Raw genomic sequence first — 24505 nt, 5'->3', positions numbered from 1 at the left:
TTATATGAAGTCCAAGAACAATTTAAGATCTCAGTAAGCGCAAACTGTTTAAGATAACCAAAATCGTACTTCCTTCATGCCCGATAACTCCATATGGGAGATCTAGCACTTGAAGGAAATTCGAAGCAATGAGGAACATGATTACTGTAATTGAAAAGACAACATTTTGCTTAATGATTAGATTCATTTTTCTTGAAAGGGCAATCGCTTCAGCTATTTTAGGTAAATCGTTTTTCATCAGTACAATATCGGCAGTTTCCAATGCGACGTCGGTTCCTTCGCCCATTGCAATTCCCACTGATGCGCTTGCCAATGCCGGAGCATCATTAATGCCATCTCCAACCATGGCAACTGTGTTATATTTCTCTTTTAGAGTCTTTACTTCTTCCACTTTAGTTTCTGGGAGGCATTCGGCAACATACTCATCAATATGACTTTCCGATGCGATGACATGTGCGGTTTTTTCACTGTCTCCCGTCAACATAACAGTGTGGATTCCCTGTGAACGTAACGTTTCAATAGCTTCACTGGTTTCTTCCCTAACTACATCTTTTAATGCCATAAGTCCAGCAATACCTTGTTCATCCCTAGCAAAAACAATGGTTTTGCCTTCAGATGCTAGTTTTTGATAGATTCCACCTTTGAAAGCTTCTGCAGCTTCTTTTCCAATGAAATCTGCTTTCCCAATTTTCCATTTTACTCCTTCTATCGTTGCCTGTACGCCCCATCCACTAATATCTTCCATTTGATCGGGTCTTTTTAATGTTCTGGATTCTTGGTGCTTCACGTATCTAGTAATCGATTGTGCAAGTGGGTGATTAGAGTATTGTTCAATAGATCCAACACTATAAAGGAAAGATCCTAGTTTAAGGTCTTCGCGATACACCACATCCGTTACTTCGGGTTTTCCCTTGGTTAATGTCCCAGTTTTGTCAAAAGCAATTGCCCTCAAGTTCCCTAGGTTTTCTAAATGGACGCCACCTTTAAAAAGAATCCCTTTTTTAGCTCCGTTTGAAATAGCTGAAAGGGTGGCTGGCATAATAGAAGCTACAAGTGCACAAGGAGATGCTACAACAAGTAAAATCATGGCCCGGTAAAATGTTTCAGTCCAACTCCAACCCAGTAGGAAATGAGGTAGTACCATCATGACCAAAACAGAAGCTAAAACAACTTTTACATAAGTACCTTCAAACTTCTCAATGAAAAGTTGGGAAGGGGATTTTTCGCTTTGTGCAGATTGAACGAGTTGGATGATTTTTTGAAACAATGTATCTTGATTTAATTTTGTAATCCTTACTGAGATGGTTCCTCGGAGATTTACCGTTCCAGCAAAAACCTCATCGTCTTCCCTTTTGTTGATAGGTAAAGACTCACCTGTGATGGCGGCTTCATCAATATGTGTTTGGCCCTCTGCTATGACCCCATCAGATGGGACTCGCTCACCTGCTTTCACAAGAATTTTATCTCCAATCACCAATTCGGAAACATGGACTTTTTCTTCTTTTCCCGAAGAAGAGATCCTTAGTGCTTCCTCTGGCTGAAGCTCCATTAATGATGAAATTTCCTTATGGCTCTTATTCATTGTGTATGTTTCAAGAGCCCCACTTACCGCGAATATGAATATCAATATGGCTCCTTCTGTCCAATAGCCGATGATAGCAGATCCAATCGCTGCGAATATCATCAACATCTCTACGTTAAGCTCTTTGTTCTCTATAGTTTCTTCAATGCCTTCCTTAGCTTTGGCAAAACCACCAATTATGAAGGAAAGAACATAAGCAATAATGGAGGGGGTTTCTTGGCCATTATTAGAGAAAATCCATCCTATAGCAATTAAAAGTCCACAGGTCCCGGCTGCGATCAATTCAATATGGGGTAAAAACCTATTCCATACGTTTTCATTTGAATCTGGATGATCGCTAGCTTGATTCCAAGCATTTGCATTTGAGCTCATTCAGTTCTCCTCCTTAACAAAAATCACTTGATTTAATGAGAAAGATATTCATCGTCAATACCCTTAAAAAACACGAAAGCTGTCATCTGGAGAGATGACAGCAAAAAATGAAAAAATTAAGAGATATTTGATTACATTTATCCTACCATAAAGGATATGCAAAAAGATATTAAATTGTACTTATTCTAATTAATAATTTTAGAGGCAGGTTAATCCAACATGTTAAAGGCAGAACGGTTTTTTACTCATCCTTTTGGAATCATTCTATCAGCCGGAAGCGCGGCATTTTTATGGGGAAGCGCCTTTCCAGCAATAAAATTAAGCTATAGCTTACTGGATATCCAACCGAATGAAAGTAGTGAAATGCTATTATTCGCAGGGTATCGGTTTATATTGGCTGCACTTTTGATTTTTATTTTTTTAGGATTTACAAGAAAACAGCTTCAACTTCAAAAAGCAGACATTAAACCGCTTGCGAAAATTGGCTTATTTCAAACGTTCATTCAATATGTTCTGTTTTATATCGGTTTAAGTTATTCAAGTGGAGTTCAAGGGTCCATCATTGCAGGGACCACTACTTTTTTCCAAATTTTATTTGCACATTTTCTGTATGATAATGACAAATTGAGCATGAGAAAGGGTTGGGGGCTTTTATTGGGCTTCAGTGGGGTCATCGTCGTCAATGTCAGTAAAGGTAATTTGGCGATTGATTTTGGAATAGGAGAAGTCCTATTGCTAGTTGCAATGGCTTCAGGTGGATATGGTAATATCTTAGCCAGGAATGCAAGCAGGCATATGGAAGTTGGGTACATTACAAGTTACGAAATGGTTTTTGGTGCCATAGGTCTAATTTTGGTCGCCATGCCAGGAGTAGGACTTTTTCCATTCTCCTTCTCACTTGAAGCAGCAGGACTGTTGCTTTATTTATCCTTTTTATCTGCGGCCGGTTATATATTATGGAATAATGTTATGAAATACAATCAAGTAGGAAAAATTTCTGTATATCTATTTCTAATGCCTGTCTTTGGAGTTTTTCTTTCATTGGTATTCTTAAATGAAAAGGTAAGCACCTATGTGTTTTTTGGATTATTACTAGTAACTATAGGAATCGTAATTGTTAATCGCGAGAAAAAGTCAGAAAGCCCGCATATTGGGATGTCTTAAACATAGTGTGAAACGTATCTTTAGAAAAATAAAAGCACTGTCCTGGGACAGTGCTTTTGATTTTTCACCTAAACAGAATGTGTTACCAGCTCTTTTGATCTGAACATTAACAGTGCTATAAATATGGTTAGCATCATGGCACTGATAACGTAGAAGAAAGAATTATTGAAGTATTGTATGATAATTCCCCCGAGAAAGGGACCAGATATACTACCAACACTGAAAAGGATTCCACACATCAGATTGCCAGCCGGCAATAGGTTTTTAGGTAATAAATCTGCCATATAGGTAATACCTAATGAAAATGTCGAGCCTGTCATCATCCCTGCGAGCAAGAAGCAGATAAAAAGAATGACTCCTGAATGTTGGAATAAGCCTGCCGTAGTAAAGCAAATGAATCCTGACATCATGACAATCAGTAAAATATTTTTTCTCCCGTACTTATCACTCACATAGCCTAACGGAAACTGAAACAAGATTGCTCCAACAGCAAAGGCGGGCAATAATATTGAGACATCTTTAATTTCCATACCTGAACGAAGGGCGTATACAGGAAAATTCCCATTCAAGGTTGATTCGAGAAATCCATAACCAAAAGGAGGCAGAAATGCCACCCAGGCATATTTGCAAACTTTCCCAAACCTTTGAAGGGTCCCCAGAAAGTTAGAGGTTTCTACGCCTTGATCGGGCTTTTCATTCTGTAATAAAAATACTGTGGTCCAAGCGACCAGACTGATTATTGAAGATATAATAAAAGGTAAAGCTTCACTTACTTCTAATAACCTTGTCATTAATGGTCCGACGGCAAATCCGAGTCCAAAGAATATGCCGTAAATGGATATATTTCTCCCTCTTTGATTTTCAGGTGAAAAGGCGGTAATCCATGTTTGAGTGGAAAAGTGTAGCATATGATCCCCAATGCCAATCAGTAAACGAAGCAGGAACCAGAACCAGAATGATTTCCATAAAGGAAACAGAGCCAGGGCTAGAAAAACGGCTGCCCCTCCAATAATAATGATGGGTTTGTATCCAAACTTTCTTAAAGGCCCTTCCATAAGTGGGGAAACTAGAAGGATTCCTAAATATAACCCTGTGGCATGAAAGCCGTTCATAGAAGAACTTATCCCATCATTTTCAAAAATAATGGCAATCAAAGGTAACAACATCCCTTGAGAAAAGCCAGAAATACCAACAATGGTAACTAATATCCACAATCGTTTCATAGATGTATCCATAATGGCTCCTTTCTTAACAAATTTCATGTTACTGAGTAATAGTGGATTAGGCAATACTAATTTGAGGTAAAGAATAGGTGAAAGCCTTTAGAAAGTTTGTAGGAAAAGGTATAATATTCCTTATTCAATAACAAACATAGGGGAGAGAGGTATTTTAAGTGGAATTTCTAATGAAGGAGAAAGGCTTCGTTACTGAGTTAGCTTACGGAGATCTTCATGTTTCTGGTAATGAGGAATATGGGTATCGGCCATATCAATTATTAGTTTCTTCGATTGCTGTTTGTAGTGGTGGTATATTAAAGACCATTTTAGAAAAAATGAGGATGACAGTTGAGGATATGTCAATAAAAACGCAGGTTGAACGGAACACAGAAGAGGCAAACCGCGTTGAAAAAATTCATCTTCACTTTGTTTTACGTATTCCACAAGCAGACAAGGAAAAGATAGAAAAAGCGGTTCATTTGGCCAATAAAAATTGTCCAATGGTTCAATCGGTTAAAGGAAGCATTGATATAGTCGAGAGCTATGAACTCATCTGATACATATTTCTTAGAGATAGCGAGGAAAACTTATGGCGAATAAAATATTTCTTATTCTGGTTTTAGCAGGTGTGCCGTTATCGGTAGCTGGCTCACTCATGCATTGGCCAAGTGTTGTAATGTTTGGTGTGTACTGTTTAACGATCATTGCATTGGCTAGTTTCATGGGGAGAGCAACTGAAAGTTTAGCAGTTGTGATGGGTCCTCGAATCGGTGGATTGCTAAATGCGACTTTCGGTAATGCCGTGGAATTAATCATTTCAATTTTTGCTTTAAAAGCAGGATTAGTAGGTGTTGTACTTGCTTCCTTAACAGGTTCTGTACTTGGAAACCTATTACTTGTAGCAGGTCTTTCGTTTTTTGTTGGAGGATTGAAATTCAAAAGACAAACCTTCAATGTTTTTGATGCTAGGCACAATGCAGGATTATTGATATTTGCAGTAGTGGTAGCATTCGTTATTCCTGAAGTCTTCGCTCAGTCAATGAATGAAACTAAAACGATTTCATTAAGCGTAGGAATTTCAATCATTTTGATTCTTTTATATCTTGCCGCTCTATTCTTCAAGCTTGTTACTCATCGTGGGGTATACCAGCATGGGGAAAATGGAAGTCATCATGAGGAAGAAACGCCGGAATGGAGCAAAGGAAAGTCTATGCTCATATTACTCTTGGCAACGGTGGCTGTAGCATATGTATCTGAAAACTTGGTTCACACATTCGAAGTCGTTGCTGAATCATTTGGTTGGACTGAGCTATTCATTGGGGTTATCATTGTTGCAATTGTCGGTAATGCAGCTGAGCATGCTTCTGCTATCATCTTTGCTTATAAGAATAAGATGGATATTGCAGTCGAAATTGCTGTAGGATCAACCCTGCAAATTGCGATGTTCGTAGCTCCAGTACTTGTTCTAATTTCATTAATGTTCCCAACAGCGATGCCTCTGGTATTCTCCATGCCAGAATTGATTGCAATGGTTTCATCCGTATTCTTAATGATTGTGATCTCCAATGATGGTGAAACAAACTGGTTTGAGGGAGTTACACTTTTGGCGGCTTACTTGATTATGGGAATTGGGTTTTTCCTATTATAAAAATAACAATAAAAAAAGACTCTGCATGTATGGTACAATTTGCAGAGTCCTTTTTATATGGTCATAATTTCTGTTAAGTACATAATACAATCCAGACTATCTTGATTCTTCGAAAGAATGAAACTTCCTACACAACGAGCAGGGGTATTCACGTCGAACGATCCCAGATAACTTTCTCGGATATTCACCAACCTTTAAGTATTTTTTTCAAACATGAAAGTGTTCTTAGTTGAATATATTTTCGATAGACAACCTCCCTTTATGTGTGGACTAAGATGTAAAGATCGCCTCCTTTTCGAAAGGGTAAGGTAATTATATCGTTTAAATGAATAAAAGTAAATATTCTAAATTTTACAAAAACATTACAATTTGTAGTTATAAAAAGAAATGGGGATTCATTTTGAAGCTTTGGAAGAGAATCGTGTTCTTTGTAGGAGGAATATTAATCCTCACACTTGGAATCAGTATGACGATTAAGGCGAATATTGGGACAGGTGCATGGGACGCACTAAATGTAGGGCTTTCAAAAAAAGTAGGATTTACAATTGGAAATTGGGTCTTTCTAAGTGGAGTATTTATCATGTTTATCAATGCCTATTTATTAAGGGAAAAGCCTAGGGTACTCTCACTAGGAACGATATTCGTCATTGGGATGTTTGTTGATTTTTGGATGATATTAGTCTTGAAGGATTGGGCACCAGTTACTCCTATCTGGAAGCTTTCAACATTGTTAAGTGGAATAGCTGTAATTTCAGTTGGAGTAGCAATATATCTTTTACCTAAATTTCCTCCTAGTCCCATGGATATATTTATGTTGGCCATCCATCAGCGCTTCAAGGTAAACTTGATGGCGGCGAAAACAATTGGAGAATTGTTTGGGTTGATATTAGCATTCTTAATTGGAGGTCCAATCGGTGTTGGAACATTGATCATTACTTTTTTAATTGGACCTCTTGTTCAGTTGTTTTTCCCAATAGCAGAAAGATGGTTGGGTGGAGCAAGAACGTAGAATAATGTGCATAGTAAAATCTTTTTGAGCAAACAATACTAGCAAATGATTTTTTGCTCAGAAGGAGTGCACATCATGAAACGATTAGCATTTTTAACGGTTGGATTTTTACTATTTTTACAGCTTTTTATTGGGGCTAATGTATTTGCCTCTTCAATTGAGGTGGGGGGAAAGCCATCAGGTCCTGTTCCAATCCCGTCTTCAGTTCTAAATATAGCTAAGGAGAATACGTATCCAAACCCAACACAGGATTTACCGTATCTCCAACCAAGTGAGCTCACCCAACAATTAATCGATTCATCCAAAGTGAAAATCGATAATCCAGAACTAATCCATATGTTAAATGAATCGACTGTGTCTAAAGCTCCATTGGCATTTGGATATAGGGCTACCATTTATTTAGGGCATTGGGCACTTAATTACGAATCGACTGAAACATCACCAAATTGGGAATACCAAAAAATCAATACGAACTACTTCGACAATAGAGGCGGAACAAAGAATTACCAAATCCATTACGTCCAAGAAGCACAAAAGATTGTAAAAGGTGGACTAACTGCTAAAATTCCAGCAGCGGACGATGTTCAAAAAATGATGATTATTAAAGCAGCAAAGAAAACGAATTTACCACTGTCATTCGAAACCGTTGTGGGCGGAGGTACCAAAAAAGATCAAGTGTATAATATCCCACCAAAAAGACTTGGATATTTATATTCATATGCTTCTGCTGTCAACGAAAAAGGAAAGGTAACCTACGGCGAGGTTTTCCTAGTCCTAAAAGGTAATAAGAAAATGATTGTCGTCAAAAATGTGACTCATCAAGGGATAGGGGCTTGGATTCCAGTTCAGGATCATCTATCGTTTGGATTCCTAGCTACAGAAAGACCTAGATAAAGTTAAAAAGAGTGCGATATTGCACTCTTTTTTAATTTGCCATTTCATAGTGATGACGACTTATGCCTATTTTGGTTGGGAGAGGGTGTGAAAGGTAATTATAGGAGCAGAATGATGCCCGTTTTGGGTGAGCGAGGATGCAAAAGGTAATAATAGGAGCTAAATCATATCGATTTTGAATGGGAGCAGAAATAAAAACAGCTTGAGAGACAACCCAAGCTGTTTTCGTTTCTTTTTTATATCACAAAAATGACCCATTAATTATTTCGATATTTTTGCTTGTTGGACTGTAAAATCTTCTTTTGGATAATAAGCGTTTTTAACCAGAACATTCGGTCCAAGGCATTGGGCAGCTGGGCAATGACAGTTCAATGACTTAGCGAGCTTGGAGTCCATCCAATTCTGATACGACTCTTGTAAGCTGTGTGTTTGGATATTCCCAAGAGATGGTGCATCACCAAAATCAGTTACGATTACTTCACCATTGAAAATATTGACGTTTAAACGTGACCTACCGTCAGGATCATTGCGGACTGTAACATTCTTTGCACTATACAGTTTTTGAAGAAGATCTAAATCGTCTTGATTGTAACTACACGGATAGAATGGCAATGTTCCAAACAACATCCATACGTCCTCATTACGAATTTCTAATAAATGCGAAATCGCCTTCCTCATTTCATCTAAAGAAACCGCCTCTAGACTTGAAGCGAAGTCACTAGGATACATCGGATGAACTTCGTGACGTTGACAACCCATTTCCTCAGTAATCTGTTTATGGATGCTTTCCAAATATGGAAGCGTTCGATTGTTCAGCATTGTCTCAGCTGATACTATAACACCCGCTTTAGTCAGAGCTTGACTGTTGTCGATCATTTTTTGAAATAGAACAGCTCTCTGTTCTCTCGTTGGCTTTCGTTCCATCATAGCAAAGCCGTGATCGATAAAATGATCAATCGTCCCCCAATTATGAGAAATATGTAGAACATCAAGATAAGGAATAATATCATCATATCGTTCTAGGTCTAGGGTTAAATTAGAGTTGATTTGAGTACGCACACCTCTTTCATGGGCATACTTTAAAAGAGGGACGACATAGTTTTGTACCGATTTTTTGGACAGCATAGGTTCGCCACCCGTAATGCTTAGAGATCTTAACTCTTTAACCTCATCCAGTCTTTGAAGGAGAAGTTCAATTGGAAGTGCGTTTGGGTCCTTTGGTTGTAGTGTGTAACCGACAGCACAATGTTCACATCGCATATTACAAAGTGTAGTCGTAGTGAATTCAATATTAGTCAAGGTCATTTTACCGTACTGTTGAATGTCCATATATGCTTCCCACGGATCATACTGTGGGGTAATAGGTTGAAGACGAGAAGTAGTTTTTATCATATAAAAGCTCCTTACAAGGATTGTAATGGCACTGTATCATTATGAAAAAATGACTTAATAAAGTCAATGACAACGATTGAACTTTTATTCATTATTATGTAGGATTAATTAATCGAAAGGGGGAGTACATACAATGGGAAACGCAATTACTAACAAAGATGACCAAATGAATTATTTAAAACAAAGGCTCTCAATGTTTCTGGAAGTTTTGGAAAATATTGATCCTGAACATACAGAATTAGAGGATATTGACCGTCTAATTGGAATCATCGATGAACTAGAAACGAAAATTGACCAATTCAAGACTAAGTAAAATAAAGGTATTAACGGGCTTTTTCTATTAAAGAGAAGCCCATTTATTTTGTGTGCCCCCTATCTAGAACTAATTCGAAGAAAAAGGATTGCTTCAGTAATTTTTGTATCATCTGGGTATTAAGTAGCCAAAAAGGTTTTTAATTTATCTTCTAGATGATGGAGAATATAGGCTTTAACATCGATTTCCTTTTACATTTTCGCTTCTCCGTGGATAAAAAATTCCTTCACGATTTTCCCCTGTAGCTTAATTTCCAATGTCCTTAAGTTTTTCATTCAATATTTTTACATCGTTAATCCAAATATCAATGATTCCTCGTCCTAATTTTAGTTTTTTAAATAATTTCACATCTTACTTATATAGTTTGAAAAAAAAGTTTCATAATATTTACTTGTATTCGTTTTCACCTGAAGACTTTTCGAACGTAAAAGATAGGAGTATAATAAGAAACGTAAATTTTTTAACAATAATTTGTATATATAAAAGTGTATCAGGAATCAAAGGGAGTAAATAGAGGGGGAGAAACAAGCATGAACATGGAAAAATTCCAGGAGAGCATGTACCAGTTAATTGTAGAAACATCTACTAATCTTCCAAAGGATGTTCGTAGAGCCATTAAAGAAGCCAAAATAAAAGAGAGTGAAGGCACTCGTTCTGCAATGAGCTTGGCAACCATTACACAGAACATCACTATGGCAGATGAGAATATATCTCCAATTTGCCAAGATACAGGATTACCGACATTTAAAATTAAAACACCTGTGGGTGTAAATCAAATTCAAATTAAAGAAGCTATTAAAGCGGCAATAGCTTTGGCTACTAAAAACGGAAAACTTCGTCCAAACTCCGTTGACTCTTTAACTGGGGACAATAGTGGTGACAACCTTGGCCAAGGTGTTCCAGTCATGAAGTTCGAACAATGGGAAAAGGATTACATTGATGCCCGACTTATCCTAAAAGGTGGAGGATGTGAAAATAAAAACATTCAATACAGCCTTCCTTGCGAACTTGAAGGTCTTGGAAAAGCTGGCCGTGATTTAGATGGAATTCGTAAATGTATCATGCACTCTGTTTACCAAGCACAAGGGCAAGGGTGTAGTGCGGGCTTCATAGGTGTTGGAATCGGTGGTGACCGTTCTTCAGGATATGATTTAGCTAAAGAGCAATTGTTCAGAAGCAATGATGATGTTAATCCAAATGAAGACCTTCGCAAATTGGAAGAGTATGTTATGGAAAATGCCAACAAGCTAGGAATCGGTACAATGGGCTTTGGTGGTGAAACGACTTTATTAGGTTGTAAGGTTGGAGTCATGGACAGAATTCCTGCAAGCTTCTTCGTTTCTGTAGCTTATAATTGCTGGGCATTTCGTCGGCTAGGAGTTCAAGTGAATCCTGAAACAGGGGAAATCTCAGAGTGGATGTACCAAGAAGGAGACAAAATCGACTTTTCACAAGAAGCAGAACTTGAAACAGCAGCAGCTATAGATACTGAGTGCGATGAAATCATCCTTCAAGCTCCAATTACGGAAGAGCAAATCCGTGAGTTAAAAGTTGGAGATGTTGTTAAAATCTACGGTATGATGTACACAGGTCGTGACGCTATCCATAAATACTTGTCTGACAATGATTCACCAGTTGATTTAAACGGTCAAGTTATATATCATTGCGGTCCAGTTATGTTAAAAGACGAAGAAGGAAAGTGGCATGTGAAAGCTGCAGGGCCGACAACAAGTATTCGTGAGGAGCCTTACCAAGGTGACATCATGAAACGATTTGGCATTCGTGCGGTAATCGGAAAAGGTGGTATGGGACCTAAAACATTGGCTGCCTTACAAGAGCATGGAGGGGTGTACCTAAATGCGATTGGGGGAGCTGCCCAGTATTATGCTGATTGTATCAAATCAGTTGAAGGGGTAGACCTAATGCAATTCGGGATTCCTGAAGCAATGTGGCATTTAAAAGTGGAAGGCTTTAAAGCAGTGGTGACAATGGATTCTCACGGTAATAGCCTTCATAAAGACGTAGCGATGAGCTCACTGGAAAAGTTGGCGCAATTTAAAGAACCTGTTTTTAAATAAGTAATAAAAAAGAAGCTTGGGAAAACCAAGCTTCTTTTATTTTGGCTCATTTTGTATAGATTGTTGTGATTAGACTATAAAGTTTGTCCGTTGATTGCGGCGAGAGGTTTCTTTGCTATCTATTTATGAAAGATCCAACACCCCATCACATCTTTACCATCTAAATTTTCAATAAAAAGGACTTTATTACTGTTTTGCGAAAACGTTATCAAAATGCCCACACCGCTTTAGAACTCGTACATACATTGATAGTGAAAGGAGGGATTCTTAATGGACTTTAAAGCATTATTCCTTACGATTCTAGCTGGTTTTGCGTTAATTTATCTTCCTACTCTAACTGAATCATTAACTTATGTTTCTGCACTTACTCCAATTCTTACTACCGTAGGTTACTTCACTGTCGGTGTCTTTTCACTTGTAGTAGTTTATAGAGCAGTGCGATCATTATTAAATAAGTAATATATTTGAATAATTTCTCCTCCTATTGCTGTCCGTCCGTGTTTTACGGACGGTTTTATTATTGTTTAGACATAAAATTTGAGTTGTTTTTTCCTGATAATATGTAGAATTTATGTTCTTCAATATTTTCCCTGTTATGCTTTCCCTTAATTCTGGAAAAATAAGAAAAACACGAAAGTTTACAGGAGGGAAAACGTTGATTAGGAAAGCGACTTTTATAACGACATTATTATTTATATTCGTTACATATAGTAGTATTGCTTATATTCCCAATTCACCATATCACTGGGGATTTAATAAAAGTAAAAATGGCGAACCAGCTGATGCAGGCGCGAAATATGAAGAAATGATCGCCAAATACGATGCAGTTTATAAGGATAATTCAAACAAGAAAACGGTATATCTGACTTTTGATAATGGATATGAAAATGGGTATACAGATGAAATTTTGGATGTATTGAGAAAGCATCATGTCCAGGCTGCTTTTTTTATTACAGGACATTATTTACTATCTGCTGAGGATTTGGTAATACGAATGTCAAAAGAAGGGCATATCATCGGAAACCATTCATGGCATCATCCGGACATGACACAGGTAACAAACGAAAGGCTATTTAAGGAACTAGATAAAGTAAAGAAAAAGACCGAAGAAATAACAGGGAAAAAAGGAATGCAATATTTACGTCCTCCGAGGGGAATATTTAGTGAACGTACGATGGCTGCAGCGAAAGAAGCAGGTTATGTACATGTTTTTTGGTCGTTGGCTTTTAAGGATTGGAATGTGAATGCTCAACAAGGACCTGATTACGCTTATCAGCAAGTAATGGCTCAAATTCACCCAGGGGCGATCATACTATTGCACACGATTTCAAAGGATAATGCTGAAGCGCTTGAGCGAATAATCGTCGAGTTGAAGAGACAGGGATATACATTCAAAAGCCTGGATGATCTGTACATGAAGAAAGAAATGGGAGAAAAGATATTAAAAAGGTAACCTTCCGTACTAGCGGGAGGTTTATTTCTTTCGCTTACCAACGCTAACAAAGTCATCCCTAAAAATGATATAATACGGAAAATGTACTAATGGGGGAAAGACTGTGTGGAATGAAACCATTTCAATACAAGGACCATATAATTTTGAGCTTGTACTAGAACGTTTATCTCTTGATCCATTGCAATGTATAGAGATAGAAAATCGACTTGTGAAGGTTCCTCTAAATGTTAAAGGTAACCCTGAAGTGATATCCATTCAAGCGATTGGAACAACGGATACGCCAAAATTTATTGTTTTAGGAGAAAATGTGTCGACAAAGGGTGAAGTATTTTCTCGAATTAAAGAAATCTTTCACTGGCACATTCCGCTTGAAAACATACATCAACATTTTTCAGGAACTAAACTAAATACTATTTTTGAAGAACATAAAGGGACAGCGCTGATTTTAGATTTTGATTACTTCAGTTGTCTGGTAAAATGTATTATCCATCAACAACTAAATCTTTCATTTGCCCATACATTAACAGAACGGTTTGTACACACTTATGGTTTCGAAAAAGATGGAACATGGTTTTATCCATCCCCTGATCGTGTGGCAGCTATTCCTGTAGAAGAATTGAGGGACCTTCAATTCAGCACTAGGAAAGCTGAATATGTGATCGGATTAGCAACAGAAATTTCTGAAGGCAGACTAGACTTGGATTCCCTAAAGGAAAAATCAGATAATGAAGTAACACAAACATTAATCAAGTTAAGAGGCATTGGAAATTGGACAGCGGAAAATTTCCTCCTATTCGGTCTAGGCAGACCGAATTTATTTCCAAAAGCCGATATAGGAATACAAAATGCGTTGAAAAAATTACTGCAGCTTCCAGAAAAGCCAACCATAGAAGAAATGGAGGTCCTATCGACAGAATGGGCTCCTTACTTAAGCTATGCTTCCCTTTACCTGTGGCGCAGCATTGAAAAACGGAGTGTAAAATCATGAAAAAGCAGCATGAAAGTAATAGAACACAAACAGCGATAGCCCTACAAATAGGACAAACTTTTCCATTAACGATAAAAAGGCTAGGTATCAACGGGGAAGGTGTAGGCTACTTTAAAAGGGGCGTTGTTTTCGTTCAAGGGGCGTTGCCAGGAGAAGAAGTGGTAGCAGAAGCGACTAAAGTCCACCCTAAGTTTGCAGAAGCTAGAGTAAAAAAAATCCGCAAAAAGTCCACTGAACGTGTTGCACCACCATGCCCTGTATATGATCAATGTGGAGGGTGTCAGCTTCACCACCTATCCTATGAAGGACAATTAAAGGAAAAACGCGACATCGTTAGGCAGGCATTTGAAAGGTATCTTGGTAAAGAAACAGAGAAATTAGATATCCATGAAACAATAGGTATGGAAGATCCTTGGCATTATCGAAACAAAAGCCAATTTCAAGCTGGTATCCGTAATGGAAAAGTCATTGCAGGTTTATATGGTTTGAATTCTCACAATCTAATTGACATTCCTGTTTGTATAGTCCAACATCCAGAATGTAATAAGGTGACTGATGAGATAAAAAAAATGCTCGATGAATTAAATATCTCAATTTACGATGAGAAGAAACGAAGAGGATCGATACGTACGATAATGGTACGAGTTGGATTCGAGTCGGGTGAAGTACAAGTGGGCATTGTAACAGCTACAAAGGACTTGCCGAAAAAAGATCAACTTATACAGCTTATCCAACAAAGGCTACCACAGGTGAAATCGATAGTCCAAAACGTTAATGATCAAGAGACCTCCTTAGTATTTGGAGAAAAATCGATTCATCTTTCCGGGGAGAATGTAATTAAAGAAACACTCGGCGATCTTTCATATGAGCTCTCAGCACGAACATTCTTCCAGTTGAATCCTATTCAAACGGTTAAGTTATACGATGAAGTCAAAAAAGCGGCTAGCTTGACGGGTAAAGAGAATGTAGTTGATGCCTATTGTGGTGTCGGGACAATCGGTTTATGGTTATCCGACGATGCAAAAGAAGTGCGTGGAATGGATGTCATTAAAGATTCGATAAAAGACGCGAGAATGAATGCAAAAAGAAATGGGAAAACCAATACTCATTTCGAAACCGGTAAAGCGGAAAATGTCTTGCCAACTTGGATTAAAAAAGGTTGGAAGCCAGATGTATTGGTAGTAGATCCACCAAGAAGCGGATGTGATGAGCAGCTATTAGCTACTATCATAAAAGCCAAGCCAAAAAAGGTGGTATACGTATCATGTAATCCATCAACTCTTGCAAAAGACTTCCAACGTTTGAGCAAGCTATATAATATTCAATACATCCAACCTGTTGATATGTTTCCTCAGACAAGCCATGTGGAGTGTGTAGTGCAACTCATTTTAAAGTAAGGCAACTAAACCGAGATAATAAAAATAGGGGATTAATTAAAAAGGTGGTTCCTAGCCACTAAATTAAGAGGGATTCCTCTTATCAATAATAAGTTATAGAGTGGGTGGTTATATCCCACTCTTTTTTTGTTTTCAAAAATGAACACCACAATTACTTTAAGTGTTCATGTACTGTTAATAAAATAATCTTTAATTTGCAATATTTTACAACAATCGGGTAGATTGTTTTCTGAATTAAAATGTATGACTACCACTTATGGGCAAATGAAGTTATTTTAAATCGCTTAAAAGAACTACCGCAAGACATTTTCCATAAGGAAGTTAAGAGTGGTTTTTCTTCGGTGGCAAAAGTAATGACTCATATATACCTCACAGATTTAGCCTGGCTTGAGATTATTCTGGTAAAAGGGTGCTCTAAACCGAACACTTTTAGCCCGGCAGCCTGGTTAATTTTATAAAGAATCAAGGTCATAATTATGATGAATTCAAAGAATACTGGGATAAAGTTAAACGATTGGCATCCAACGTATTCACAGATGAGGAAATTCTTAAGTATCAAAAAAAGATGTTAGTAAAAGCTTAAGTTGCTGGCTGAACAGGTGCTATTGTAGGATAACACCCTTTATTTTTGATTAAATAAGGGATTCATGTTGTATTAACGGGGGCGTGTTAGTTGAAAATTGCAGAGTTGTTAATTCAGCTCTTGTTTTATTTACGGGAAGGATCGTTATTCAATCAATATCATACAATATATAGATAAATAATAAATAGGTATAGGAGTGAACAAATGGGAGATTTAGGATTCATTCTATTAGGATTTATCGTTTGGGGATTAATTACTTTTGGATTGATTCATCTGTTATGGGGGCTTTGGAAAAAATCTTGGATATCATTCCTATGGAGTGGAATTGCTTTATTACCAACACTATTTTATATTGGTGGAGAGAGTTGGTATAAGTTAATCGCACTAACTCCTCTGATTCCATTTGCACTTGCTTATTACACAAAAAGAGCAAAAATAAAGTAAAAATAATAATATTCCGTCTTCAACTAACGCATGCTTTAGTTGAAGACGGATCTGGTAAACAACAATGAAAAAACTCGCCAATGTGGCGAGTTTTGTTTTTATATGCCAATAGCTATGACAAAGCAATTGTCATTATCGGCTTAAAATCCATCGCAGGAATTGCATATTTTTAAATTAATTTAAAAAATAATTGAATTTTATTAAAGAATATATTAACATTATTAAAAAGATAAGGGGGGAAGAACATGAATCGTGAGGATGTACCAGCTTGGATTTTATCTTTAGATAAAGAATCCATTGAATTTATAAGAAAATTCATTATAAATTCTGGTTCTTTAAAGAATATAGCTAAAATTTATGATGTTTCCTATCCAACAGTTAGGGCTAAGTTGGATACTTTAATACAAAAAATTGAGCTGAACAGCAAAACGGAAGATGTTGAATTTGTTAATATGATTAAAAATTTAGTAATCGATGAACGGATTAGTTTAGAAACTGCAAAACTGATTATTGATAAATATAAAAGTGAAAGGGATGATAATTGATGTTAGAGGTGTATGGATGGTTAATTGCGATTGTGATTATTGGGATTCAGTTTTATTTATCTAGTAGAACAAATGTATACTGGGGGGCTATCTTACCTGGTTTATATTTAGTGTTTATAGTTAGCTGGTTTTTAAAGAAGTTCGGGGAAGTAGATACACTTTCTCTTATATTAGCTGCTATTGGAGGATTAGCTTTTTTATTGAGCATCTGGATTAATGGTAGAGAATCTCTTAAAAAGAAAAGAAAAAAAGAATTAGAAAAAATAGACATACAAAATATTCAATGATGGAAACTAAGTAGTTTTTCTTCTTCAACTACCAATAAGTTTCTTCAAGATTAGAAAAATGGCAATACTTATAAGACCCAACTCAATCGTTAAAAAAAAGAGGAGAGCGATAATAAATAAGTCTATGGATTAGGGTTGACTGGATTAAGGTCAATATCAGTATTGACACTTCCTAACCATTTTCATTCTTTGTGGTGCGGCACTGATTTTGTGCTGCATGGATGGCTAACGGGGGCGTTTCTTTAAGACTTATAACGAAATTAAGTTCTTGATATATCCCGTCAAGGACATATTATGAAACAGTGCTTTAATAAAGGAGTTGTATAAAATGAATGAAAATAAAGGTACAGAAATAAAACGCTTTTCAAAAGCAGAAAAAATTCTACCTCAGATCAATAGTAAAACTAAGCTAGGCGACTTACGAAAAATCGCGAAGGACATTAAAAAAGAACACGAACTAGCTATGGAACTTTGGTCAACCGAAGAGTTTTTGCCCAGACTATTAGCAATCTTAATTATGGACAAAAAACTTCTTTCACAAGATGTGCTAAATAAGCTTGATAAGGATATGCAGACTCACACTTTTGATGAGCGAAATAACTTAATGGATTGGTTAATGGCTAATCAGCTCACCAAAGACAAGAAAAAAATTGCATTGATGGAGTCATGGGAAAATAGTCCTTCTGCTCTTCAAAGGCGAGCTTTCTGGTATTTTCAAGGGCGATTGAGATGGACTGGACAAATACCGCCTGATAACACAGCATACTTGCTATCTGCATTAGAAGCTAATATTACGCAGGAAGAACCGGAAGTTCAATGGGCTATGAATTTCACCGCAGGCTGGATAGGCGTTTATGATGAAAAGAATCGTGCACGTTGTATTAAACTTGGTGAGAAAACGGGTCTTTACAAAGATGAAATAGTAGCAAAAGGATGTACTCCCAGCTATTTGCCGGAGTTCATTACAATTGAAGTTAACAAAAGACATAATAATTAGTTACCTCTGAAAAATTTATTAGGGTTTAATGCAAAAAATAAAGGAATTCAAGTCCTCAATATGAAAATTGAAATAGGTGCTAGAGTTGAGGTCAGTGGCTGTCAATATGGCAGCCTTTTCTTATTTGACTAATGGGGCAGGATAATACAATAAGAAGAATATGTCTTATGTCTCATCAGACGAATATTATTTATTAAGAAAGGGATGATTACGATGACAAAATTATCTTATAGTGGTTTAAAATATGGGGAAAGTGATGTGGAAGTAAAATTACTGGTGGATATACAAAATGATTGGTTTGAGATAACGCATACGAAGGAAGTGTCTCATGTAATGAATAAATCAACAGGTGAATATATCATAGTAAAACGAAACACCCTGAAATTTGAGGTTGTTTCATAGTACGATGAGATTGTGAAGTATTGTACTTAAAGTAACGGGGGCAATAGCTCAATATAAAATTATTAAACTAGTATAAATTATGCTTTTAAGGTGAATACTGCCAGTAAAAAGAACTGGGAGTTATTACAATGATTGTATCTGAAGCGTGGCAACTATATAAAGCAGATAAACAAATTCAAGGCTATTCTTCTCAAACATTAAAAGCGTATAGTGTTCAATTATCCTTATTAATCAATTATTTTGGTGATGTCAATATTACTGATTTTACGACTGAATCTATTAAACTATATCTTGGAAAAGTAGCTACAGGGTTGAAGGCTTCTAGTCTTTGTCATCGGATACGTTTTATAAAATCTTTGTTTAAATGGGCTCAAGATGAGAATTATGTTACAACCAATCCAGTATCATCTATTAAAGAGCCTAAGCTCGACAGTAGGATTCCTAAGTTTTTAACAGAAGAGGAAATTGAATTGCTACGTGAAGCGTGTGATACTACTTTTGAGAAAGCATTATTTGAGTTTATGTATTCAACTGGTTGCAGGATAGGAGAAGTTGTAAGCATAGATAGACATTCAATCAACTTCACAGAACAGTCCGTTATTGTGTTTGGAAAAGGAAAAAAAGAAAGAGAAGTGTATTTTAACACTAGATGTAGTATATGGTTAAAAAGATACTTAGAAGAAAGAACAGATGATCAACAAGCTCTGTTTGTTACAATAAGAGCACCACATCGGATGGGCATTGCACAAATGAGATACGTTATAAAACAAATATCCAAAAGAGCAGGAATCAAAAAGTGTATACATCCACATCAATTAAGACATAGTTATGCTACTACATTAATTAATAATGGAGCACCTTTAGAAGTTATACAAAATCTATTGGGACATGAAAAGAGCGAAACAACAAGAGTGTATGCTTATCTAAGTGGACAACTGAGGCGTGAATTATATAAAAAGTTCTTTTAATTATTCCAATGCTGCTATTGCAGCATTTTTTATTGAACTATCGGGGCAGCATTCCTGTAATGACTGAAAATGAGATTTGAACAAAAAAATAACCTCTTGGTAGAATGAGAGAGTCCTGAAGCTGGCCAGCGAAAAGGACATTACTCAAATACCAGGAGGCCTTTAAATGAATTATAACCAAAATGAAAAGATTGCTCAAATTACTTCTCAGACTCTTATTATAGGTGTTGATATTGCCAAGTTCAAGCATGTCGCACGCGCGCAGGACTATAGAGGAATGGAGTTCGGGTCCCCTTGTTATTTCGATAATACTAAGCAGGGATTTCAACTATTTCTCCAGTGGATTTATCATTTGAAGCAAGAACAGAACATGGGAAAAGTGATAGTAGGCATGGAGCCTACTGGCCATTATTGGCTTAATTTAGCTCACATTCTAAAAGAGAATGAGATTAAGTTGGTCGCTGTAAATCCGTTGCATGTTAAGAAAAGCAAGGAACTCGACGACAATTCACCGACCAAGAACGATGTGAAAGATGCTAGAGTCATTGCACAGTTGGTCAAAGATGGGAGATACGCCGAACCTAAGATTCCGCAAGGGGTTTATGCAGAACTCCGCGTGGCGAAAAAAATTCGTGATCTCTTAACTGATGACCTTCAAACGGTCCAGGGACAGATTCATAACTGGATAGATCGATATTTTCCAGAGTTCCTAAAAGTCTTTAAAAAATGGGAAGGGAAAGCAGCCTTGCAATTTTTAAGATTAGGAGTCTTACCGCATGAACTGATTGGTTTCTCTGACCAAGATTTATTGAATCATCTAAGAAAAGCAGTGAAGCGTAGTGTGGGACTGAACAAGATACATGAGTTGAAACAAGCAGCCAATGAGTCCATCGGACTTCGACAAGGAGCTACAATGGCCAAGCTAGAACTGACCACCCTGCTTGATAAATATGATCTAATCCAAATGAAATTCGAAGAATTAGATACACAAATAGACAAATTGATTGAACATATCCCAGGTGTCCAACAAATGTTGGCCATCAAGGGTGTAGGGAGAGATACTGTTGCCGGATTTTTCGCGGAAGTGGGAGATCTTGGAGACTACTCTCATCCTAGACAAATCATAAAATTGGCTGGATTGAGCTTGAAGGAGAATACTTCTGGTAAGCATAAGGGACAAACCAAGATTACTAAAAGAGGTAGGAAGAAGCTGAGGGCCCTTCTCTTCAGGGTTTGTATGATTATGGAGAACTCTGCATTTAAGGCCTTACACGCTTATTATACGCAACGTCCAGATAATCCACTAAAGTAAATGCAGTCTCTGATTGCATTGTGTAATAAGTTAATCCGGATTTTCTTTGCCATTGGGAAGAAACAATTCGAGTTTAGCGAAGAGAGAATGTTAAAGGATATCCCTCATATGAGAGAAAGAATGGAAGTAGAAATAGCCGCGTAATCTAGCGAAGAACAGTTGAGTAGCGAGTAGTTTTTTTGTGTCATACGTCACGTACATTTGAAGCACGGATTAGTCAGCAAAGCAACTAAACTTCGGGCAAGGACCCTGTGGGGCAGCATGACTGACATCCACCTCATGGTAAGGTTGGACGAAGGAATTTGAGAGCGAAGACTCTGTGAGACATGGGAGGGTTGACCTCCATGAGATATGTGGACATCCACCAGTGCGATCATAATTTTACTCATCCACCATTTTTTGTAAGTTTGTGGCTGTTGAGCTATGAATCTTTTTTCTTCAAAGGTCCAAATTTATCCTTTATAGATAAATCCAACCACATTAATGACATAAAACACCAAATTATCTAATTGTGAAATACTGAGAAAACCAGAAAAAACGGGCGATTTCGCTTTCTTTATTGAGGGAGGTTAGTGAAAGAAGGTAATAGTTTATTTAAGTAGAATTTGAATAATGGGTGTAAAAATGAGGAGGTTGCAAGATGAAACAAAAAGTAGTAATCATATTAATTTTTGCATTAACTGTGATTGGCATTTATCTAATATTTAACCCAATGATTGTCTTGGATTTATTAGATTAACAGCACAAGGCTAAAAGATTAGGGGCGCTGCGGCGTTCTTTTTGTTGAACTAAACGGGCAGGTTAGTTAAAGAAGGGAAAATTTCCAAAGTTGTAGAATAAACCTCTAAGATATTGAAGTTTCAGGAAAACGGAGGTTGTTGAATGGAGATTATTATTGGATTTGCTGGAATGTTATTTATTTTGTTCATCATTAATTCCTTTTTATCAATAGAGAAAGAATTAAGGAAACTAAATAGGACAAATGAAAAGATAGTTGAGATATTAAAAGAAATAAAGAAGGAGCCATTCAACTAAAGGGGCTCTAGTTTAAATATAAGAAGGATTATAGCAGCTAAGAATGGAATTTTATTAAACCACTGTGGAAGAAATTAAGAAGATTTTGGTGTAATTTTGAAATGAAAACAAGGTGAAAGGATGATCAAAGATTAATAAAAAAATAATAGGTGGGTTAATTGCATTTACTGTTTTGTTAATTGGAATTCCCTTAATAATTCTTTTTTCATATGAGGAATCAGAAAAATTCGAGGGGTTTCCAGTACCCAAAACTGCTGAAATGACAGCTAATAAGAGTAAACTAGAAGCTTATAACTGGGGCCCAGCTTCAGAAGAAAATGGTCTGCCTTTAAGGTACCGAGCAATCATTAAACTATGGGGTTGGGAGAAAAAAGAGCAAGAAGGTAGTTTAACCGTTTACGAAAAAGATGGACAAGAAGTAGATGTTATTTCACAGACAGACTATTTATCTCTTAGCACTTCTGAAAATTGAACTCAAAGCTTTTAATTATCTTTTAACCTTGTTTATTTTATTTTTTTATCAACAATAGGGGGCAATAGTTGAACATCAGAGTCATTGAGGTGGATTTTCTTATTCCACAAAAGGGGCAGGATTGTCGAAGAAGAATATTTATAATTCTAATTCCAATTTTTTCCTAATGTTGTATAATTAAATTAAAAAATATTTTGTTTCTGATTCGTCTGTAAGTCAAAGGTTCTTTGTTTTCTATTGTGTGTAGGAATTTCTAAATATCATTTCTAGGGGGATGGAGATGAATACAATTGATATAAAGAGAATGAGAAAAAAGCAAATACTTGTATCAAATGTACTATTAATAACTGTCCTTCCAATCTACTTTTTCATCTTAAACCTTATTAATATAACATTTTCAACTCATTTTTTAATACTTAGTATTATGATGTTTATACAGGCAATTGTAAATTTGGTGAAACGTTATTCAACAAAGTCATTCATTCCTGTTTATGAACAAGTAGCACATTATGAAAAGAGCAAAATGGGAAAAGAATGGATGAAACAAAGAAAAAGTGTTTGGATTTTGAATTTTGTTTTAAGTGTTTCATTCTTTATTCAATATTTGGTTAATCGTAATTCAAGTAATGTGTTAGAATTCGAGTTATTTTTTATGGGCAGGTTACTCTTTCTTCTATTAGTAATAATGAATATTAGTATGTTATTGCATATCAGTAAGGTTGATCGTGCAACATCAGAATCGGATTTCAAAGGATATACTTGGAAATGGCAAATAATTAGTATTGTTTTTGGAATTGTTTTGGCTTTCTTCATTATTATGTTTACTATTTTTTATCTCCTTGCAACGATTTGAAGGTAAAATCAATTCTCAACGATTATTTGGAAAAAATAACTTTAACTAAACTAACAATTGAAAGAGTTTGTGAAGAAATGCACTTAAACAAACGGATGCTTGAGTTGAAGAAGGAGTTGCAGGCGGCAGCTCTTTTTTCGTTGATCAACTAACGAAGCAGGGCAGTGGAAGAAAATAGAAGGATTAAAAGGAGAATAAAAAGAGGTGATTTCGTTGAAAAAGTTTATAGGAGTTTTCCTTTTGGTAATTATTTTTGTCTTTGCTGGAACTTTTATGTTTTCTAATGATTTTTCAAATATCACCAAGATAGAGTATGAAAAATATAATTATTCTGAAGGTAAGTTCGGTGAAGTAATAATAATTGAAAACAATCATTCTATTAGTCAATTAACAAAGATATTAAATAAGGCAAATCACCAAAATAATATGTATGAGAAAACAAAACATGAAGACTTTAAAATAACTTTATATTATGAAGATGACACATCTGAAATCATTAGGGTTTGGAAAGATTTTGGTCAGGATTATGATTTATTAGAAAGTGCTACAAGGGTAGGTACATATAAACTAAAAAACAAAAAATCAAGAAAAGCATTATATAATATATTAAATTTACAAGGGAAAGAGTAGAAGATCTAGCTGCCACTTGGGTAGCTTTTTTTATTAACTAAAGGGGCAGTTGTGCGGCCGAGCCTAGGTCGTATCATATAACGGGTGGGATTCCCGTCGAGCAAGAACTAGCCATTCACTCGTAGCGAGTCTTGGAGGGCTAAAGGTAACTTTAGTCTTTAAGCGTAGACAGTTAGGTGGCGGGCCGAAAGCCAGATAGTTGAAGGGATTGAGCTCCATAAACTTTAGTAAATCTAGAGGGCTGATGCCTTACCTGCGCGCAGAAAGCAACATTTTATCCATCGTTTATGGCAAGATGGATAAAACCTCACTGGAGTCAGAGACCTTGGCACGTTACACATTGATATGATACGGCAACTCGGGAGACCCTACCGGTCTTTTCTTTCTTTTGAAGAAGAGTATGGTGTACAAGCGATAATAAGTAAGGAAACCAAATGCCAAGTAGGGAGTCGGATAGCAGCGTAGTACCA

At 36.5% G+C, this 24505-nt stretch carries 24 protein-coding genes and 2 pseudogenes; 23 read left to right on the top strand and 3 right to left on the bottom strand.

All coding sequences use genetic code 11. The annotated features are described in order from the left end of the window. Positions 1 to 22 precede the first annotated feature (22 nt). Positions 23 to 1954 carry a heavy metal translocating P-type ATPase gene (locus G3O09_RS06750; protein WP_163100731.1) on the bottom strand — a complete coding sequence of 644 codons (1932 nt, stop codon included), beginning with the start codon at positions 1952 to 1954 and terminating at the stop codon, positions 23 to 25. Positions 1955 to 2173: 219 nt separating this feature from the next. On the opposite strand from G3O09_RS06750, the gene G3O09_RS06745 reads away from it, so the two are divergent. Next, on the top strand, positions 2174 to 3118 hold the full coding sequence (locus G3O09_RS06745; RefSeq protein WP_163100730.1) for a DMT family transporter: 945 nt from the start codon (positions 2174 to 2176) through the stop codon (positions 3116 to 3118). A gap of 68 nt (positions 3119 to 3186) precedes the next feature. On the opposite strand, the gene G3O09_RS06740 is transcribed toward G3O09_RS06745, so the two are convergent. Then, a complete protein-coding gene (locus G3O09_RS06740; RefSeq protein ID WP_240338362.1) occupies positions 3187 to 4353 on the bottom strand; it encodes an MFS transporter in 1167 nt (388 codons plus the stop codon). A gap of 158 nt (positions 4354 to 4511) precedes the next feature. On the opposite strand from G3O09_RS06740, the gene G3O09_RS06735 reads away from it, so the two are divergent. From G3O09_RS06735 to G3O09_RS06720, 4 genes are all read left to right on the top strand, one after another. Continuing rightward, positions 4512 to 4892: an OsmC family protein gene (locus G3O09_RS06735; RefSeq protein ID WP_163100729.1), complete on the top strand. Its 381-nt coding sequence runs from the start codon at positions 4512 to 4514 to the stop codon at positions 4890 to 4892. A gap of 32 nt (positions 4893 to 4924) precedes the next feature. Next, positions 4925 to 5983 carry a calcium/proton exchanger gene (gene cax, locus G3O09_RS06730; RefSeq protein WP_163100728.1) on the top strand — a complete coding sequence of 353 codons (1059 nt, stop codon included), beginning with the start codon at positions 4925 to 4927 and terminating at the stop codon, positions 5981 to 5983. A gap of 400 nt (positions 5984 to 6383) precedes the next feature. Beyond that, complete coding sequence (locus tag G3O09_RS06725; protein ID WP_240338361.1) at positions 6384 to 6992, top strand: YczE/YyaS/YitT family protein; 609 nt, start codon at positions 6384 to 6386, stop codon at positions 6990 to 6992. Between the two features lie 75 nt (positions 6993 to 7067). Then, positions 7068 to 7886 (top strand): YfkD famly protein, encoded by an 819-nt coding sequence (locus tag G3O09_RS06720; RefSeq protein ID WP_205439617.1) that lies wholly within the window; start codon positions 7068 to 7070, stop codon positions 7884 to 7886. Positions 7887 to 8147: 261 nt separating this feature from the next. Here G3O09_RS06720 and yfkAB read toward each other — a convergent pair whose 3' ends face one another. Then, entirely contained in the window at positions 8148 to 9278 is a 1131-nt protein-coding gene (gene yfkAB / locus G3O09_RS06715; RefSeq protein WP_163100726.1) for a radical SAM/CxCxxxxC motif protein YfkAB, read from the bottom strand. A 133-nt stretch (positions 9279 to 9411) separates the two neighbouring features. Between yfkAB and G3O09_RS06710 the strand changes: the two genes are divergently transcribed. The 18 genes and pseudogenes from G3O09_RS06710 (at position 9412) to G3O09_RS06625 (ending at position 24035) form a co-directional block, all read left to right on the top strand. Then, positions 9412 to 9591, top strand: a complete 180-nt coding sequence (locus G3O09_RS06710; protein WP_163100725.1) for an SE1561 family protein — start codon at positions 9412 to 9414, stop codon at positions 9589 to 9591. A 530-nt stretch (positions 9592 to 10121) separates the two neighbouring features. Beyond that, the gene (locus G3O09_RS06705; RefSeq protein ID WP_163100724.1) at positions 10122 to 11669 is read left to right on the top strand and encodes a fumarate hydratase; all 1548 of its coding nucleotides are present in this window, start codon (positions 10122 to 10124) and stop codon (positions 11667 to 11669) included. A gap of 270 nt (positions 11670 to 11939) precedes the next feature. Next, positions 11940 to 12128 carry a hypothetical protein gene (locus tag G3O09_RS06700; RefSeq protein WP_163100723.1) on the top strand — a complete coding sequence of 63 codons (189 nt, stop codon included), beginning with the start codon at positions 11940 to 11942 and terminating at the stop codon, positions 12126 to 12128. Positions 12129 to 12327: 199 nt separating this feature from the next. Next, positions 12328 to 13122: a delta-lactam-biosynthetic de-N-acetylase gene (pdaA, locus tag G3O09_RS06695; RefSeq protein ID WP_163100856.1), complete on the top strand. Its 795-nt coding sequence runs from the start codon at positions 12328 to 12330 to the stop codon at positions 13120 to 13122. Positions 13123 to 13225: 103 nt separating this feature from the next. Continuing rightward, positions 13226 to 14110 carry a DNA-3-methyladenine glycosylase family protein gene (locus tag G3O09_RS06690; protein ID WP_163100722.1) on the top strand — a complete coding sequence of 295 codons (885 nt, stop codon included), beginning with the start codon at positions 13226 to 13228 and terminating at the stop codon, positions 14108 to 14110. Then, positions 14107 to 15507: a 23S rRNA (uracil(1939)-C(5))-methyltransferase RlmD gene (gene rlmD / locus G3O09_RS06685; protein WP_163100721.1), complete on the top strand. Its 1401-nt coding sequence runs from the start codon at positions 14107 to 14109 to the stop codon at positions 15505 to 15507. Before G3O09_RS06690 ends, rlmD begins: the two co-directional genes overlap by 4 nt. A gap of 239 nt (positions 15508 to 15746) precedes the next feature. Continuing rightward, positions 15747 to 15923: pseudogene (locus G3O09_RS06680) on the top strand (DinB family protein); the annotation flags it as partial. Between the two features lie 371 nt (positions 15924 to 16294). Then, positions 16295 to 16534: a hypothetical protein gene (locus G3O09_RS06675; protein ID WP_163100720.1), complete on the top strand. Its 240-nt coding sequence runs from the start codon at positions 16295 to 16297 to the stop codon at positions 16532 to 16534. A 245-nt stretch (positions 16535 to 16779) separates the two neighbouring features. Continuing rightward, complete coding sequence (locus G3O09_RS06670) at positions 16780 to 17079, top strand: DUF2089 family protein (protein WP_163100719.1); 300 nt, start codon at positions 16780 to 16782, stop codon at positions 17077 to 17079. Next, entirely contained in the window at positions 17079 to 17366 is a 288-nt protein-coding gene (locus G3O09_RS06665; protein WP_163100718.1) for a hypothetical protein, read from the top strand. Before G3O09_RS06670 ends, G3O09_RS06665 begins: the two co-directional genes overlap by 1 nt. A 328-nt stretch (positions 17367 to 17694) precedes the next feature. Then, on the top strand, positions 17695 to 18363 hold the full coding sequence (locus tag G3O09_RS06660; RefSeq protein ID WP_163100717.1) for a DNA alkylation repair protein: 669 nt from the start codon (positions 17695 to 17697) through the stop codon (positions 18361 to 18363). A 213-nt stretch (positions 18364 to 18576) separates the two neighbouring features. Beyond that, positions 18577 to 18765, top strand: a complete 189-nt coding sequence (locus G3O09_RS06655) for a hypothetical protein (RefSeq protein ID WP_163100716.1) — start codon at positions 18577 to 18579, stop codon at positions 18763 to 18765. Between the two features lie 128 nt (positions 18766 to 18893). Beyond that, entirely contained in the window at positions 18894 to 19733 is an 840-nt protein-coding gene (locus tag G3O09_RS06650; protein WP_163100715.1) for a tyrosine-type recombinase/integrase, read from the top strand. Positions 19734 to 19899: 166 nt separating this feature from the next. Then, positions 19900 to 21189: pseudogene (locus G3O09_RS06645) on the top strand (IS110 family RNA-guided transposase). Positions 21190 to 21927: 738 nt separating this feature from the next. Further along, positions 21928 to 22080 carry a hypothetical protein gene (locus G3O09_RS06640; protein ID WP_163100714.1) on the top strand — a complete coding sequence of 51 codons (153 nt, stop codon included), beginning with the start codon at positions 21928 to 21930 and terminating at the stop codon, positions 22078 to 22080. 172 nt (positions 22081 to 22252) lie between these two features. After that, positions 22253 to 22552: a hypothetical protein gene (locus G3O09_RS06635; protein ID WP_163100713.1), complete on the top strand. Its 300-nt coding sequence runs from the start codon at positions 22253 to 22255 to the stop codon at positions 22550 to 22552. A gap of 280 nt (positions 22553 to 22832) precedes the next feature. Continuing rightward, on the top strand, positions 22833 to 23405 hold the full coding sequence (locus G3O09_RS06630; protein WP_163100712.1) for a hypothetical protein: 573 nt from the start codon (positions 22833 to 22835) through the stop codon (positions 23403 to 23405). A 213-nt stretch (positions 23406 to 23618) separates the two neighbouring features. Then, positions 23619 to 24035, top strand: coding sequence for an ABC transporter permease (locus G3O09_RS06625; RefSeq protein ID WP_163100711.1), 417 nt, complete (start codon positions 23619 to 23621; stop codon positions 24033 to 24035). Positions 24036 to 24505 lie beyond the last annotated feature (470 nt).

Source organism: Peribacillus alkalitolerans (assembly GCF_010882125.1).
Classification (GTDB): domain Bacteria; phylum Bacillota; class Bacilli; order Bacillales; family DSM-1321; genus Bacillus_BN; species Bacillus_BN alkalitolerans.
This window is presented reverse-complemented; position numbering and strand designations above follow the sequence as displayed.

What these genes read in the sequence shown, in the direction of transcription:
- G3O09_RS06675 (WP_163100720.1), top strand. Translation starts at nt 16,295, where the DNA reads ATGGGAGATTTAGGATTCATTCTATTAGGATTTATCGTTTGGGGATTA.
- G3O09_RS06670 (WP_163100719.1), top strand. Translation starts at nt 16,780, where the DNA reads ATGAATCGTGAGGATGTACCAGCTTGGATTTTATCTTTAGATAAAGAA.
- yfkAB (WP_163100726.1), bottom strand. Translation starts at nt 9,278, where the DNA reads ATGATAAAAACTACTTCTCGTCTTCAACCTATTACCCCACAGTATGAT.
- G3O09_RS06640 (WP_163100714.1), top strand. Translation starts at nt 21,928, where the DNA reads ATGGAGATTATTATTGGATTTGCTGGAATGTTATTTATTTTGTTCATC.
- G3O09_RS06630 (WP_163100712.1), top strand. Translation starts at nt 22,833, where the DNA reads ATGAATACAATTGATATAAAGAGAATGAGAAAAAAGCAAATACTTGTA.
- G3O09_RS06650 (WP_163100715.1), top strand. Translation starts at nt 18,894, where the DNA reads ATGATTGTATCTGAAGCGTGGCAACTATATAAAGCAGATAAACAAATT.
- G3O09_RS06655 (WP_163100716.1), top strand. Translation starts at nt 18,577, where the DNA reads ATGACAAAATTATCTTATAGTGGTTTAAAATATGGGGAAAGTGATGTG.
- G3O09_RS06750 (WP_163100731.1), bottom strand. Translation starts at nt 1,954, where the DNA reads ATGAGCTCAAATGCAAATGCTTGGAATCAAGCTAGCGATCATCCAGAT.
- G3O09_RS06740 (WP_240338362.1), bottom strand. Translation starts at nt 4,353, where the DNA reads ATGGATACATCTATGAAACGATTGTGGATATTAGTTACCATTGTTGGT.
- G3O09_RS06665 (WP_163100718.1), top strand. Translation starts at nt 17,079, where the DNA reads ATGTTAGAGGTGTATGGATGGTTAATTGCGATTGTGATTATTGGGATT.
- G3O09_RS06705 (WP_163100724.1), top strand. Translation starts at nt 10,122, where the DNA reads ATGAACATGGAAAAATTCCAGGAGAGCATGTACCAGTTAATTGTAGAA.
- G3O09_RS06720 (WP_205439617.1), top strand. Translation starts at nt 7,068, where the DNA reads ATGAAACGATTAGCATTTTTAACGGTTGGATTTTTACTATTTTTACAG.
- G3O09_RS06745 (WP_163100730.1), top strand. Translation starts at nt 2,174, where the DNA reads ATGTTAAAGGCAGAACGGTTTTTTACTCATCCTTTTGGAATCATTCTA.
- G3O09_RS06700 (WP_163100723.1), top strand. Translation starts at nt 11,940, where the DNA reads ATGGACTTTAAAGCATTATTCCTTACGATTCTAGCTGGTTTTGCGTTA.
- G3O09_RS06660 (WP_163100717.1), top strand. Translation starts at nt 17,695, where the DNA reads ATGAATGAAAATAAAGGTACAGAAATAAAACGCTTTTCAAAAGCAGAA.
- rlmD (WP_163100721.1), top strand. Translation starts at nt 14,107, where the DNA reads ATGAAAAAGCAGCATGAAAGTAATAGAACACAAACAGCGATAGCCCTA.
- G3O09_RS06710 (WP_163100725.1), top strand. Translation starts at nt 9,412, where the DNA reads ATGGGAAACGCAATTACTAACAAAGATGACCAAATGAATTATTTAAAA.
- cax (WP_163100728.1), top strand. Translation starts at nt 4,925, where the DNA reads ATGGCGAATAAAATATTTCTTATTCTGGTTTTAGCAGGTGTGCCGTTA.